Raw genomic sequence first — 13,799 nt, forward strand, 5'->3', positions numbered from 1 at the left:
TTGTCCGGTCTCCGCAAACCTGATTTGGTCACCGCCGAAGGTATAGTGACGCCATCCGGAAGCGACAATGGCTACACTCGAAAATGGCCTTTTGGAGCTTGCGGATTTTGCCAACGTTTGGCAATCGGTTGATGGTTCGCAATGCCGGCAATGGGTGGTGTCAATCATCGCCGCGTCATGTTGCATTGTGATATGGGGCGAGGAAACGTAGACTGACATCTCCAGGCTGATGCGGCCGACAAAACGAGGAAAGCGGATGGGCGCTGGTGCCTTGATCCACGATGCCGAGATTCCGAATGCCGACAGGCAGCGATGGCTGGCTCTTGCGGAGAAAGCACTCGCCGGTGCGTCCTTTGAGGAAAGGCTGGTAGCCCGTACCGACGACGACATCCGGATCGAGCCACTATATGATCGCTCGATCATCGGCGAGCCACTCGTGCGTGGAAACCCGAGATCGCCCTGGATTGTCAGTCAGCGTATAGACGATCCCGATGTCAGCCGTGCCAAGGCCCAGGCACTGGAAGACGTGGCGCAGGGCGCCACCGGATTGTCGCTTGTCTTCGAAGGCGCTCCCAATGCGTTCGGCTACGGCCTGCCGAGAACGGCAAAGGCGCTGGAGACCGTGCTCGATGGCGTGCCGCTCAATCGCGTGCAGGTCCGTATCGATACCCATCCCTGGAGTCGTCCGATGGCCGACTGGCTGGTGGCGTTCCTGAGCAAGCGTCGGTCTGATCCAGCAAAGCTCAACCTGTCCTTCGGCATTGATCCCGCGGCGATCCTTGCTGGGACCGGACGGCTACGCATGTCGATAGAAGCACTGCAGGAATCGATGCCGCAATCGCTGGCACATTTCTTTTCGATGGGTGTCCCCGGTGTGCTTCTCGAAGCCGACGGGCGCGTATTCCACAATGCGGGCGCTACGGAAGCGCAGGAACTCGGCATCATGTTGGCTTCGGCCGTCTCCTATCTCAGGATGTTCGAGAAGGCCCGGCAGCCACTTGTCTATGCTGCACCCCATATTGGCTTTGCGCTCAGCGTCGACCAGGACCAGTTCCTGTCGATGGCCAAGGTCCGGGCCTTGCGCAGGCTATGGGCACGAGCGCAGGAAGCCTGCTCGATCCCAAATTCCACCGCCAGTGTCCATGCCGAAACATCGTTTCGCATGATGACGGCGGCGGACCCGGAGACGAACATCCTGCGCACCACGATTGCCGGCTTTGCCGCGGCAGTCGGCGGGGCGGATTCGATCTCGATCCTGCCGCACACCATCGTGCATGGTCTGCCTGCCGGTTTTGCCCGGCGCGTTGCCCGCAACGCGCAACTGATCATGGCCAATGAAAGTCATATCGGTCACGTCGCCGACCCGGCCTATGGTTCCGGCGCCGTCGAAGCGCTGACCATGGAACTCTGCCAGGCGGCCTGGACAGAATTCCAGCGGATAGAAGCGGAAGGCGGCGTGCTTGCCAGCCTTCAGGACGGGCACATCCAGAAACGTGTTCAGGCCGCGTCCGCGCAGCGCAACGCGGCCTATCAGGCTGGCGAACGAGCAATCGTCGGCACGACACTCTACCCGCTGCAGAACGAACGCCCGGTCGAGACACTGGCAGCGGAGCGCCGGCCTGCCTTCACTGAAGGTGTGGCGATTTGCGAACCGCTAATTCCCGTCCGCATCGATCAATCGATCGGAGGCGCATCTTGATACCGGATTTCAGCCAGATTGGATGGGTACCACCGCGCCGCGTGCCGGTCGACATCAAAGGCCAGCGGATGACGCCCGAAGGCCTTGTGGTCAAACATCTGTACACCCAGGGCGACCTCAAGGGCGTCGCCCATCTCGATACTTATCCGGGCGTGCCGCCATTCGTGCGTGGTCCCTATCCGACCATGTATGTCCAGCAGCCCTGGACGATCCGGCAGTATGCGGGGTTCTCGACGGCCGAAGAATCGAATGCCTTCTACCGGCGCAATCTCGCCGGCGGCCAGAAAGGCCTGTCGGTCGCCTTCGATCTCGCTACGCATCGCGGCTATGACAGCGACCATCCGCGCGTCGCCGGCGATGTCGGCATGGCCGGCGTCGCCATCGATTCCATCCTCGACATGCGCCAGCTGTTCGACGGCATTCCGCTTGATGAAATGACCGTGTCGATGACCATGAACGGCGCGGTGCTGCCGATCATGGCGCTCTACATCGTGGCGGCGGAAGAACAGGGCGTTGCGCAGAAAGACCTCGCCGGAACCATTCAGAACGACATTCTGAAAGAGTTCATGGTGCGCAACACCTACATCTATCCGCCCAAGCCCTCGATGCGGATTGTGTCGGATATCTTCTCCTACACATCGAAGAACATGCCGAAGTTCAATTCGATATCGATCTCCGGCTATCATATGCAGGAGGCTGGAGCGACCGCCGACCTGGAACTCGCCTATACGATCGCCGACGGCATCGAATATGCCCGCGCCGGCGTCGCGGCCGGCCTCGACATCGACCGCTTCGCGCCGCGCCTGTCCTTCTTCTGGGCGGTCGGCATGAACTTCTTCATGGAGGTAGCCAAGCTCCGGGCCGCGCGGCTGCTATGGGCGAGCCTGATGAAGAGGAATTTTTCGCCGAAGGACGAGCGCTCGCTGTCGCTGCGCACCCATAGCCAGACCTCGGGCTGGTCGCTGACGGCGCAGGACCCCTACAACAACATCATCCGCACCATGATCGAGGCGATGGCAGCGACGCAGGGCCATACCCAGTCGCTGCATACCAACTCCTTCGATGAGGCCATGGCCTTGCCGACCGACCACTCCGCCCGTATCGCCCGCAACACGCAGATCATCCTGCAGAAGGAATCCGGCACCACGCGCATCATCGATCCGTGGGGTGGCTCCGCCTATCTGGAACGACTGACGCATGACCTGGCCACGCGCGCGCTTGCCCATATCGAAGAGGTCGAGGCTCTCGGCGGCATGGCCGCCGCAACGGAAAAAGGTATCCCGAAGCTTCGCATCGAGGAAGCGGCCGCACGCACACAGGCGCGCATCGATTCCGGCGAGCAGATGCTGGTCGGCGTCAATGCGCATCGACCCGAGATCGACATCGAGGTCGACGTGCTGAAGATCGACAATGCCGAGGTCCGTGCCCGGCAATTGTCCAAGCTGCAGCGGCTGAAGGGCACGCGTGACGTCGGCGCCGTCGAAACCGCGCTCGATGCGTTGACCCGCGCCGCGGAAGGCAATGAAAACCTGCTTGAGTTCGCTATCCGCGCGGCGCGCGCCAATGCCACGGTGGGCGAAATCTCGTTCGCGCTGGAAAGAACCTTTGGCCGCCATGTCGCCACGGTCCAGACCATTTCCGGTGTCTATCGCAAGGCGCTTGGAGATAACGCCGTGGTCGATCGGCTACAGGAAAAGCTTGAAGCCTTCGAGAAGACGTCCGGCGGCAAGCCGCGCATTCTGGTCGCCAAAATGGGACAGGATGGGCACGACCGTGGCCAGAAGGTGATCGCCACCGCCTTTGCCGATCTCGGTTTTGACGTCACCGTCGGCGCCATGTTCCAGACGCCGGAGGAGATCGCGAAGCTCGCCGTCGAGCACGACGTTCATATCGTCGGTGCCTCGTCGCTGGCGGCAGGACATCTGACGCTCATTCCCGAACTGCGCGATGCACTGAAAAAACTTGGCCGAAGGGACATGCTGATCGTCGCCGGCGGCGTCATCCCGCCGCAGGACTACGATGCGGTCAGGGAAGCAGGCGCAGCGGAAATCTTCCCACCCGGCACGGTCATTCCGGAAGCGGCGGATCGCTTGCTGGACCGGTTGCTGTCGGCCTGACAAGCCTCTGTTATAATATCCGTTGTAACAACGCACTGATTGAGTTATAATCATCGTTGCAACAGGATAATCCACCATGAACACCACCATCCGCAAGATCGGTAATTCCGAAGGCGTGATCCTGCCCAAGGATCTGCTCGACCGCCTGAATATGAAAGCCGGCGACAGCATCGTCATTGTCCAGGAAGGTGATGAGCTGCGTTTGCGCCGCACCGAGGACAGCGCCGAAGAATTCGAACGCAAGATGAAGATCGCGCGCGAACGAATGAAAAAATATGAGGTTGCCTACCGTGCACTCGCGAAATGACCGAGCATCATTCGCGGGAATTCGTGGAGTCCCTTCACGCCGAGCAGCTGCGTCTGCACGGCGGAGCAGCGGGCATCCGTGACCAAGGAATGCTGGAATCGGCTCTTGCCCGGCCTACACAAAAGGAAGCCTACGGCGAATCGGATCTGTGCGAACTAGCAGCCGCCTATCTCTTCGGCATCGCCAAGAACCATCCGTTCGTTGACGGCAACAAGCGCACGGCCTTTGCCGACGCCGATCTGTTTCTCTATTTCAATGGATTGAGTATCGAGGCTGATCAGCAGGACGTCATTCAATTGGTCTTAATGGTCGCCGCCAGCGAGATCGATGAGGCGGGGGCCGCAGCTTTCTTCCGCGACCATGTCGTCAAGCTCAAGGACTAGAGCAAAATCCGAGCGGATAGAATCGATAGGGGTTTCGTTGGGATTGGAAATCTGATTCAGCATATCTGCTGGATTCGGAGGCCGGCATGGCATGGCGAAATCCTTATCGGAAGATTTGCGGGCTCGGGTGGTCGCAGCGGTTGATGGCGGCCTGTCGCGACGGGCGGCAGCGGCGCGATTTGGCGTGGCGGCGGCAAGCTCGGTGCGTTGGGTCCGGGAATGGCGCGAGACCGGAGCCACCTGCGCAAAGCCGCAGGGCGGCGACAGGCGGTCCCACCGCGTTGAAGCGTATCGCGACATCATCCTGGCGGCGATCGAGAGGCGGGTGGACATCACGCTGGTCGAACTCGCCGAGTTGCTGCGACAGGAGCATGGCGCGTCGTTTGCGACGAGCACGATCTGGCGGTTTCTCGATCGTCACTCCATGACCTTCAAAAAAAAACGGCGCACGCCAGCGAGCAGGAGCGGCCAGACGTGGCGGCGCGACGAAACGCCTGGTTCGACGCCCAGCCCGATCTTGATCCCGAGCATCTGGTCTTCATCGACGAGACCGGAGCCTCGACAAAGATGGCTCGACTGCGGGGGCGCACGAAGCGCGGGATGCGGTGCCGATCGCCAATCCCGCATGGCCATTGGAAGACGACGACGTTCACCGGCGCCCTGCGCCTCACTGGCATGACCGCGCCAATGGTCCTGGACGGCCCGATGACTGGCGAATGGTTTGTCGCCTATGTCGAGCAGGTTCTCGTGCCGACGCTGCGGCCCGACGATGTCGTGATCCTCGACAACCTGCCGGCGCACAAAAGCGCAGCCGCCCGTGTGGCGATCGAAGCAACCGGCGCAAGGATGATGTTCCTCCCGCCCTATTCCCCCGACTTCAACCCGATCGAGAACGCCTTTTCCAAGCTGAAATCGATTCTACGCAAAGCCGCCGCACGAACCGTCGCGGAATTGTGGGATACCATCAGCGCCGCACTGCCTTGCTTCACACCAACCGAGTGCGCCAACTACTTCGCCGCAACAGGATATGAGCCGGAATGATCAGATTCTGCTCTAGCTATCAGAGAGCTTGACGATTTCCCATTCCTTGCCGTTGACCACGGCAACGTCGCCAAGCTTCTTGCCGAACAGGGCGACTGCCATGGGCGACACGTGGGAAATCGTGCCCTTGGCCGGATCGGCCTCATCCTCGCCGACGATTTTCCAGTGCACCTTCCTGTCGTCATCGCCCTGTAGGGTAACACCCATGCCGAAACGAACCAGGTCGCTGCCAGGCTCGGGGACGGACAATTCGGCATTCTCACGTCGGGCGGTCCAGTAGCGCAAGTCTCGCGACACAACAGCGATGCGTTCGCGATCTGCCTTCCGCTCCGCTTTCGCCAGTATGTCGCGCAAGTCGGCGAGATTTTCCTCGATCATCGCAAGGCCGCGCTCCGTCACCAGATTGCGGTGCGGGCTGATCGGCCGCTCGCCGATGCCAGCAATGGCGTTTTCGCTGTCTTCTTCGCGGGTAAAAGCTCTGCTCATTCCTTGAACTTAGGCGCGGAAAGGCTGCTCGACAAGCCATTGCCGGCACGTCGATCCCAAGGCCGGTCCGCTTGGCACGATTCCTGCGGCGTGACGGGTTGGACGCCAGGAATCTGTGCCGATGTTGAACAGACGAACCTTTCTCGCGGGAACCGCCGGCTTTGCCGTCATCGGGCTGTCGTTCGGCAAGACAACGGCCGCCAGCCTGCCTGGCATCGAGAAAGCCTCGATGCGCGGGTCGATCAATGCGACCGATCTCGGCGTGCAGCCCGGCGCGCTTGACGACCAGAGCAAGGCCTTTGCCAAGCTGTTGCGCAACGCAAGCGACCGCGACATGCCGGTGTTCCTGCCGCCGGGCACCTATGTCGTGTCCAACCTGTCTCTGCCCGGCCGCGTGCGTCTTTCCGGCGTGCCCGGCGCAACACGCATCGTCTATGGCGGCAATGGTCATTTGTTCATGGCGGAGCAGGTCGACCATGTCGAACTCGCAGGGCTGGTGTTCGACGGCACAAACCGTTGGATGGGCGATTATACACAAGGCCTGCTCGACCTTCGCCGGGTCGGACACCTTGTCATCGACAATTGCCAGATCACCGGCAGCGGCAAGAATGGACTGGCGCTCGAACGTGCTTCGGGCCGCGTCGAGCGTTCGGAGATTTCAGGCGCTGCCGATGCCGGCATCTATTCGGTCGAAGCCGACGGGCTGGAGATCACCGGCAATCGCGTATCCGACTGCGCCAATGGCGGCATTCTCGTGCATCGCTGGCAAGCGGCCGAGGATGGCACCATGGTGACCGGCAACCGCGTCGAACGCATCCAGGCACGCAGCGGCGGAACCGGCCAGAACGGCAACGGCATCAATGCTTTTCGCGCTGGCAACGTCGTCATCTCCGGCAACGTCGTTGCGGACTGCGCCTTTTCGGCGATCCGCGCCAACAGCTCCAGCAACCTGCAGATGTCAGGCAACACCTGCTCGCGGTCGGGCGAGACGGCTGTTTATTCCGAGTTCTCGTTCGAAGGGGCCATCATCTCCAACAACATTGTCGATGGTGCGGCCAACGGCATCTCGATCGTCAATTTCAACGAAGGCGGCCGCATGGGGGTGTGCTCCGGCAACATCGTGCGCAATCTCTCGACCAGCGGCCCCTACCCAGCCGACCCGCCCGGTTTCGGCGTCGGCTGCGCGGCGACAAACAAGGTGAGACTCAGCGTCAATCAGGATGAGACTCGGCGGCGGGGGTGTGACGAAGGGAGGGCGTAGCCCGACCGGAGTTACACCCCCGCCGCCGCGCAATTTTTCAGCGTCTTATGATCGCGGTCGGCCCGGTAGCTTGGTGGTTTTCTGGAATGGAGAACCATCTTTGTGCCGGGTCGCCATGTAACCGATCATCAGACGAGGCTTTTTATGAAGTACCGACAAAACAATTCTATCGAGGTCGCCGCCGCCAAGGCGTCGATCAGCAGGGCGACGGCCTATCGCATCAAGACGGACGCGCACCTGCCATCGCAAAAGCAAAAGGCTCGTGGCCGGCGGAGGCCTGACCCTCTCGAGCATATCTTCGATGCCGAGGTCGTTCCCCTTTTGAAGGCGGCGCCAGGCATCCGTGTTGTCGCCATCTATGAGGAGATGCTGCGGCGGCACCCGGAACTGAGCGCGGGCATTCGCCGAACGCTGGAGCGGCGCATCCGGTCATGGCGTGCCATCCACGGCGAAGAGCAGGAGGTTATCTTCCGCCAGCTTCACGAACCCGGCCGACTCGGGCTATCGGATTTTACCGACATGGGCAGCCTTGACGTGTCGATCGCCGGCCAGTCTCTTGATCATCTACTCTACCACTTCCGGCTCGCCTGGTCCGGCTTTGAACACACCCATGTCATTCTCGGCGGCGAGAGCTTCGTGGCCCTGGCCGAAGGACTGCAGAACGCGCTGTGGTCGCTTGGGGGAGCGCCGCTCTATCATCGCAGCGACAGCCTGTCGGCGGCTTTCCGCAACCTCAGCGCCGATGCGAAGGAGGATCTCACGCATCGCTACGAAGAGCTTTGCGCGCACTACCGCATGACGCCGACCCGCAACAACAAGGGCATCGCGCACGAGAACGGTTCGATCGAAAGCAGCCATGGCCATCTCAAGGATGCCATCCGTGACGCCCTTCTGATGCGCGGCAGCAGAAATTTCGACGATCTCGGCGCGTATCGAGCCTTCATCGACGAGATCGTCAGCCGGCACAACGCCAATCATGGCAAGCGCATCGATGCCGAACGCCCTCAACTGCAGGAACTTCCAGACCAGCGGACCAGCGACTTCGAGGAGGTGGTCGTCACCGTGTCGCGGACCGGCGGCTTCACCTTGCGCAAGGTCTTCTACACCGTTCCCTCCCGCCTGATCGGACATCGGCTTCGCATCCGCCTGTTCGATGATCGCCTCGAGGTCTTTATGGGAGGAACAAAGCTGATGACGCTGCCCAGGGGCCGAGGCCATGCCGACGGGAGGCACGATCAGGTCGTCAACTATCGGCACGTCATCCATTCCCTGCGCAAAAAGCCGATGGCGCTTCTTAATCTCGTCTATCGTGACAAGCTCTTCCCGCGGCAGGAATACCGCAGGGCCTTCGACGAGCTCATTGAGCGGCTGCCGGACAGGCAGGCGTGCAAGATCATGGTCGATCTGCTGGCGCTGGCCCACGATCGAGGCTGCGAGCGTGAGCTTGCCGAGCAACTCACCGAGACCCTCGACGCCGGCGACCTGCCCGATATTGCCGTCTTGCGAACCCTCCTCGGCCCGGACCCCGCACGGCTGCCGACCGTCTTGGTGCAACTCGCTTCCCTTAACGGCTATGAAGCCCTGATCGGGGCAACCCATGTGGGAGACGTCGCATGAGCAACGCCCACACCACGACATCGACGAAGCCCGCCTCGGCATCATGCTCAACGAACTCCGGCTACCGACGATCAAGACGCTCTGGGCGCAATTTGCCGAGCAGGCCGATAGAGAGGGGTGGCCCGCCGCCCGGTTCCTCTCGGCCATCGCCGAGCATGAGCTGGCCGAACGGGCACATCGCAGGATCGAACGGCATCTGGCCGAAGCGCATCTGCCGCCCGGAAAGACGCTCGACAGCTTCGCCTTCGACGCCGTACCCATGGTCTCCAAGGCCCAGGTCATGGCCATGACCGCCGGTGACAGCTGGCTCGCCAAGGGCGCCAATATCCTGTTGTTCGGCCCACCCGGTGGCGGAAAGTCGCATCTTGCGGCAGCGATCGGACTCGCCCTCATTGAGAACGGCTGGCGCGTGCAGTTCGCCCGAACCACCGATCTCGTGCAGAAGCTCCAGATCGCGCGGCGAGAGCTGCAGCTCGAAGCCGCCATCGCCAAGCTCGACAAGTTCGATCTGCTCATCCTCGACGATCTGGCCTACGTCACCAAGGACCAGGCCGAAACGAGCGTGCTCTTCGAACTCATTGGACTTGCCCCGAAAAAGTGGAGAGTTTCCTTCTGATGAAAGGCGACCTCGATGACGAAACAGAGACAGTTTACGGATGCGTTCAAGGCGGAGGCGGTTGGCCTTGTGCGAACGAGCGGTCGGACGAAGCGGCAGATCGCGGAGGATCTTGGTGTTGGTTTCTCGACGCTGACGCGATGGATGGGTCGGCAGCTGGATCGTGAGATGGGCGATCCTGGGCGTCCGCCTGATGCTGATGTCGCCGCTGAATTGAAACGGCTGCGGCGGGAGAATGAAATCCTTCGGCAGGAGCGGGATATCTTGAAACGGGCGACGGCTTTTTTCGTCAAGGAGGGAAGTCGGTGAGGTTCGCGCTCATCGACCAGGCGAAGAAGGATTTCCCTGTGGACCGTTTGTGCGCGACGCTGGGTGTCAGCCCGAGCGGCTACTTTGCCTGGGGGGGCCGGCCGGCGTGCCGCCGGCAGCGCGACGACGACATGATAATGCTGGCGCATGTGCGATCGTCGTTCGCGCTGTCGAACGGAACCTATGGTAGCCCGCGCATGACGCGGGAACTGCAAGACAATGGCTTTGCCATTGGCCGGCGACGAACGGCGCGTCTGATGCGGGAGAATGGCCTCCAGGCAAGACAGAAGCGGCGGTTCAAGCGCACGACGGACAGCGAACACGCCTTTCCGGTTGCCCCCAATGTCATCGACCAGGATTTTGCCGCCACTGGTCCCAACCAGAAATGGGGTGCCGACATCTCCTACATCTGGACGCGGGAGGGCTGGTTGTACCTTGCTGTCGTCATCGATCTGTTTGCCCGCAAGGTCGTTGGCTGGGCTGCTGGCAACCGGCTACACCGCAGCCTGGCTCTGGCAGCGCTCAACAAGGCGTTCGTCATGCGGCAGCCGGAACCCGGCCTCATTCACCACTCCGACCGCGGCAGCCAATATTGTTCTATCGACTACCAAGCCGAATTGCGTGCCGCCGGCGTCATCATCTCAATGTCAGGCAAGGGCAATTGCTTTGATAACGCCATGGTCGAAACATTCTTCAAGACGCTGAAAACTGAACTGATCTGGCGCACCTCTTTCCTTACCCGCGCCGATGCCCAAGCCGCCATTGCCCGATATATCGACGGCTTCTACAATCCCATCCGGCGGCATTCCGCGCTCGACTACATCAGCCCGATGCAGTTCGAGCGAAACGCCGCCGAATGAGCAACCCGCTCTCCACTTTACCGAAGCAAGTCCACATCTGCGCAAGATATGAGCGGCGTTCCATCATGATCACCGCCAATCAGCCCTTCGGAGAATGGAACAGAATCTTTCCGGACCCCGCCATGACCCTCGCCGCAGTGGACCGACTTGTTCACCACGCAACGATCTTCGAGATGAACGTCGAAAGCTACCGGCGCAGATCCGCCATGGAAGCCAAACGCCAGCGCGGCAGGCCAGCCTCTTACGCGACAATCAAGAACAAACACGAACTTGTCGCGGAGCGGCAATCAGAAATAGATGAAGGCCTTGCCAGCGACAATCAGCATGATAATTTGCACGTGACCGCGACCTGAGAATCTCATCCAGATCGCCGCTCACGTCTCATCCAGATCGTCGCGCTATAGTCGGCATCAGCGTCGAGGCCGACACGACGGTTTCCGGCAATGTCATAGAGAACGCGCCGCTCTACGGCATGCAGATCGGCTGGGGGCCGTATATGCGCAATGTGGTCGCGACCGGAAACATCATCCGCAAGGCTGGAACAGGCATCGTTGTAACCGTGGTCGAAGGCGCGGGCACCGCCGTCATCTCCGACAATGTCATCGACGGCGTGCAGAACGGAGCGGTCATCGGTCAGCGCTGGGCACAACCTGTAACCGCCGACCTCGCCGGATCAGGCAATGCCGGTTATGCGCATCTGACCGTCGAGCGCAATCGTGTCAGCTAAGTGCTGGTCTTCAGCTCAAGGCAGCGGTAGGCATCAGCGCTCCGACCTTGGCGCCGATGCGGCTTTCGATGGGTGCGTTCGCCAGTTCGAGTAACCTTGCCGCCAGAATTTCGTCCGCATGCAGCAGCTTGGCAATGACAGCCGCAACCATGGATTCGGCGGCTCGGCCGGCGCCGTCATCGCATTTGAGCGCGATGCCGAGGCCAAGTTCTGGAAGCGCCGCGCAATAGACGCCTTCGGCCCCACCCTTCACAAAGATCCGCCCAGGCGCGGCCTGCATCAGCGCCACGTCCGCCCGGCCGGTTCCGGCGACGAAGAACGGTTCGGCCATGCAGGCCGAAAGCAGCCGCTTCGCGGCTTTGGCTCGCTCGGGGCCAAAACCCGTGGTCGTCACCATGCGGGCAAAGCCGAGCGCGAAGCTCCTGAGCGGCACCGCGTAGGTCGGGATCGAGCAGCCATCGGTCGCGCGTTCATCGGCCCCATGGGCAGCGCCGGTCACCGCTTGCATGGCGTCCCGCACCATCTCCTGCTCGGCGTGGCCGGCTTTGACATAGCCTTTGTGCGCAACGCCGACATGGACGCAGGTGCAGAGAAAGCCTGAGTGTTTGCCAGAACAGTTGTTGTGCAGCGCGTTCGGCGAGCCACCAGCACGAGCAAGTGCGAGCGTTGCGTCATGGCTGGACGGCCAATGCGCGCCGCATTCCAGCGCGGTTTCGTCCAGTCCGGCCTTGGCCAGCATCGACCGCGCCAATTCGACATGAGCCGGCTCGCCTGAATGTGAAGCGCAGGCAAGCGCCAGTTCGCGGTTGCCGAAACCAAAGGCATCGGCCGCGCCACTTTCGACCAGTGGCAGCGCCTGGATCGCCTTGACGGCCGAGCGCGGAAAGACCGGTCGTGCGGTATCACCGATTTCCCAAACGGGTTTGCCATCGGCATCGAAGACCGCGATGGCGCCGCGATGCGCGCTCTCGATGATCGCGCCGCGCAGAACTTCAACCAGAACCGGATTTGTCATGACTACCCCGCAAATGCGGGCCGCTTTTATCTGATCCGATCGAGGATTGAAACGTAATTGGCGACCGCGGCGCCGCCCATGTTGAAGATGCCGCCGAGTTTCGCGCCGGGCACCTGGATGCCGCCGGCCTCGCCGACAAGCTGCATGGCCGTCAGAACATGCATCGACACGCCGGTGGCGCCGATCGGATGGCCTTTGGATTTCAGCCCGCCAGACGGATTGACCGGCAACCGCCCGTCCTTGGCGGTCTCACCGCTCAATGCCAGCTTTGCGCCCTCGCCCGGCTTCGCCAAGCCCATCGCCTCATATTCGATCAGCTCGGCGATGGTGAAGCAGTCATGCGTCTCGACGAAGGACAGATCGTCGAGCGTCACGCCGGCATTCTTCAGCGCCCGGTTCCAGGCCAGTTCACAGCCTTCGAAAGCCAGGATGTCGCGCTTCGACATCGGCAGGAAGTCCTGCACATGCTCATTGGCGCGGAAGGTGACCGCGCGGCGCATCCTCAACGCGGTCGCGGTGTCGGTGAGCACCAACGCGGCGGCGCCGTCCGAAACCAGCGAGCAGTCGGTGCGCTTCAGAGGGCCGGCAACGAATGGGTTCTTCTCGCTTTCCTGGCGGCAGAACTCAAAGCCAAAATCCTTGCGCATCTGCGCATAAGGGTTGTCGACGCCGTTCTTGTGGTTCTTGGCGGCAATCATCGCCAGTGCATCCGACTGGTCGCCATAGCGTTGGAAATAGGCTTGCGCGATCTTGCCGAAGACGCCGGCGAAGCCTGCCGGCGTCTCGCCGTCCTCCGGCAGATACGAGGCCTTGAGCAGGTTCTTGCCGATCTCGGGACCGGGCGTCGTCGTCATCTGCTCGGCGCCGACCACCAGCACGACGCGAGCCGCGTTTGCATCGATGGCGCGGATACCTTGTCTGACCGCCGCCGATCCGGTGGCGCAGGCATTCTCGACGCGCGTCGCCGGCTTGAAGCGCAGGCGGTCATCGGCTTGGAGAACAAGGCTCGCGGTGAAATCCTGTGCGGAAAAGCCGGCGTTGAAATGACCAAGTATGATCTCGTCGACATCGTCCGGCCCGATGCCGGCATGCTCGAGCGCTTCACTTGCAACCTTGGTGATCAGGCTCTCCAGCGTCTCGCCTTCAAGCTTGCCGAAGCGCGAATGCGCCCAGCCGACGATGCATGCAGTCATGGCAACCTCCATACTTCGCGACAGCCTAGCACGTGCTGCGGCGCACACTCCGCTAATGTTGTTCAACAATGAACCATTTGCAAGACTTGTGAAGGGGCAGCCGCACACAATCGTTTGAGCCTCGGCACAAAATCGCGCTGGATTTTTATTGATTGATCCGTCAATAAA

10 protein-coding genes and 4 pseudogenes are annotated in these 13,799 nt (G+C 61.4%); 11 read left to right on the top strand and 3 right to left on the bottom strand.

The genetic code is table 11. From position 1 onward, the window contains the following. Positions 1-256 precede the first annotated feature (256 nt). From LGH82_RS10235 to LGH82_RS10255, 5 genes are all read left to right on the top strand, one after another. Positions 257-1,699, top strand: a complete 1,443-nt coding sequence (locus LGH82_RS10235; RefSeq protein WP_227348378.1) for a methylmalonyl-CoA mutase subunit beta — start codon at positions 257-259, stop codon at positions 1,697-1,699. Further along, positions 1,696-3,816, top strand: a complete 2,121-nt coding sequence (scpA, locus tag LGH82_RS10240; RefSeq protein WP_227348379.1) for a methylmalonyl-CoA mutase — start codon at positions 1,696-1,698, stop codon at positions 3,814-3,816. The genes LGH82_RS10235 and scpA overlap by 4 nt, the downstream gene beginning before the upstream one ends. Before the next feature lie 76 nt (positions 3,817-3,892). Continuing rightward, positions 3,893-4,123, top strand: a complete 231-nt coding sequence (locus tag LGH82_RS10245; RefSeq protein ID WP_227348380.1) for an AbrB/MazE/SpoVT family DNA-binding domain-containing protein — start codon at positions 3,893-3,895, stop codon at positions 4,121-4,123. After that, positions 4,120-4,506: a type II toxin-antitoxin system death-on-curing family toxin gene (locus tag LGH82_RS10250; RefSeq protein WP_227348381.1), complete on the top strand. Its 387-nt coding sequence runs from the start codon at positions 4,120-4,122 to the stop codon at positions 4,504-4,506. Before LGH82_RS10245 ends, LGH82_RS10250 begins: the two co-directional genes overlap by 4 nt. A 91-nt stretch (positions 4,507-4,597) precedes the next feature. Further along, a protein-coding gene (locus LGH82_RS10255; RefSeq protein WP_227343924.1) for an IS630 family transposase occupies positions 4,598-5,547 on the top strand; the annotation gives its coding sequence in 2 pieces (ribosomal slippage) (positions 4,598-4,940 and positions 4,940-5,547; 951 coding nt in all). Positions 5,548-5,559: 12 nt separating this feature from the next. Here LGH82_RS10255 and greA read toward each other — a convergent pair. Continuing rightward, entirely contained in the window at positions 5,560-6,033 is a 474-nt protein-coding gene (gene greA, locus LGH82_RS10260) for a transcription elongation factor GreA (protein WP_227348382.1), read from the bottom strand. Between the two features lie 121 nt (positions 6,034-6,154). On the opposite strand from greA, the pseudogene LGH82_RS10265 reads away from it, so the two are divergent. From LGH82_RS10265 to LGH82_RS10290, 6 genes and pseudogenes are all read left to right on the top strand, one after another. After that, positions 6,155-7,249, top strand: a pseudogene (locus LGH82_RS10265) (TIGR03808 family TAT-translocated repetitive protein); the annotation flags it as partial. A 189-nt stretch (positions 7,250-7,438) separates the two neighbouring features. Next, positions 7,439-8,911 carry an IS21 family transposase gene (gene istA / locus LGH82_RS10270; RefSeq protein WP_227344002.1) on the top strand — a complete coding sequence of 491 codons (1,473 nt, stop codon included), beginning with the start codon at positions 7,439-7,441 and terminating at the stop codon, positions 8,909-8,911. Further along, positions 8,892-9,491, top strand: a pseudogene (locus tag LGH82_RS10275) (ATP-binding protein); the annotation flags it as partial. The gene istA and the pseudogene LGH82_RS10275, both read left to right, overlap by 20 nt. Positions 9,492-9,542: 51 nt before the next feature. Next, a protein-coding gene (locus LGH82_RS10280) for an IS3 family transposase (RefSeq protein ID WP_413771438.1) occupies positions 9,543-10,696 on the top strand; the annotation gives its coding sequence in 2 pieces (ribosomal slippage) (positions 9,543-9,807 and positions 9,807-10,696; 1,155 coding nt in all). A gap of 35 nt (positions 10,697-10,731) precedes the next feature. After that, positions 10,732-11,049 (top strand): annotated as a pseudogene (locus LGH82_RS10285) (ATP-binding protein); the annotation flags it as partial. A gap of 50 nt (positions 11,050-11,099) precedes the next feature. Then, positions 11,100-11,423, top strand: a pseudogene (locus tag LGH82_RS10290) (TIGR03808 family TAT-translocated repetitive protein); the annotation flags it as partial. A gap of 10 nt (positions 11,424-11,433) precedes the next feature. Here the strand turns inward: LGH82_RS10290 and LGH82_RS10295 are convergent. Both LGH82_RS10295 and LGH82_RS10300 read right to left on the bottom strand, forming a co-directional pair. Then, positions 11,434-12,438 (bottom strand): asparaginase, encoded by a 1,005-nt coding sequence (locus LGH82_RS10295; RefSeq protein ID WP_227348385.1) that lies wholly within the window; start codon positions 12,436-12,438, stop codon positions 11,434-11,436. 26 nt (positions 12,439-12,464) lie between these two features. Beyond that, a complete protein-coding gene (locus tag LGH82_RS10300; protein WP_227348386.1) occupies positions 12,465-13,631 on the bottom strand; it encodes an acetyl-CoA acetyltransferase in 1,167 nt (388 codons plus the stop codon). Positions 13,632-13,799: the final 168 nt, after the last annotated feature.

This window comes from Mesorhizobium sp. PAMC28654 (assembly GCF_020616515.1).
Classification (GTDB): Bacteria; Pseudomonadota; Alphaproteobacteria; order Rhizobiales; family Rhizobiaceae; genus Mesorhizobium.